The sequence below is a fragment of the Streptomyces sp. NPDC029956 genome, assembly GCF_055574655.1.
The window spans coordinates 96,379-97,313 of the sequence record NZ_JBVHZJ010000019.1 but is presented as its reverse complement, the minus strand read 5'-3'; the positions used below and the strand labels follow the sequence as shown (position 1 = coordinate 97,313).

Annotated in this window: 1 tRNA gene and 1 pseudogene; both read right to left on the bottom strand. The window is 73.3% G+C overall.

Annotation, left to right across the window (positions count from 1 at the left end):
- Window positions 1-110: 110 nt before the first annotated feature.
- A tRNA-Lys gene (locus ACZ4XX_RS17885) sits at window positions 111-183 on the bottom strand.
- A gap of 310 nt (window positions 184-493) precedes the next feature.
- Window positions 494-935: pseudogene (locus ACZ4XX_RS17880) on the bottom strand (DEAD/DEAH box helicase); the annotation flags it as partial.

The window sequence follows — 935 nt, the reverse complement described above, 5'->3', positions numbered from 1 at the left end:
CGACCGCCGACACAGGCCCCCACCCCGGAACCGCCCACCCCCCCCCCCCCCCCCCCCCCCCCCCCCCGCTTCTCGGCAGCTCGGAGACCGAAACCTCCGCCTGCCACACGTAGGCCGTGTGGGACTCGAACCCACAACCAACGGATTAAAAGTCCGCTGCTCTGCCAATTGAGCTAACGGCCCGTGGACAAGCACACCCGTGCAGCATAGCCCGAGAGATCCCCCGAACCGATCGGGTATACGCGGACGGCTCGGAGCCTGTTGCCACGACGTCGTGCGGGACGGGCCCCGAGCCGTGCTCGGGGCAGTCGTCGGGACAGCGGCGTGTCCGTCCTCCGGCCGCCGCCGGTCCTCGCCCGTCCGGTGAAGTCGCCCCCGCCCACGCGGGAGTTGCGGGGCCTGCCGGCCGTGCGCCGGTCGAGCCCGTTCCATGCGGCAGGGCCCGTACGTCACCGAGGTGTCGTACGGGCCCTGCTCAGGGTGCTACGTCAGGTCAGCCGTTGCGCTTCCAGCGCGGCTTGTCGTCGCGGCGGCCGAAGGAGCCACCGGTCGAGCCGGTCGAGCCGGTGCCGCGGTGGTCGTCACGACGGCCGTACGGGCGGTCGCCGCCACCCGGGCGGAAGCCGCCGGCGGGGCGGTCGTCGCGACGGTCGCGGTTGAACGGACGGTCGCTGCCACGGTGGCCGCCGGCCGGACGGTCGTTGTCACGACGCTCGAAGGAACGGCCGCCACGGTCGTCGCGGTTGAAGCCGCCCGACGGACGCTCGTCACGACGGAAGCCACCGGCCGGACGGTCGTTGTCGCGGCGGAAGCCGCCACGGTCGCCACCACGGTCGTCGCGGTTGAAGCCGCCCGAGGGGCGGTCGTCACGACGGAAGCCACCGGACGGACGGTCGTTGTCACGACGCTCGAAGGAACGGCCGCCACGGTCGTCG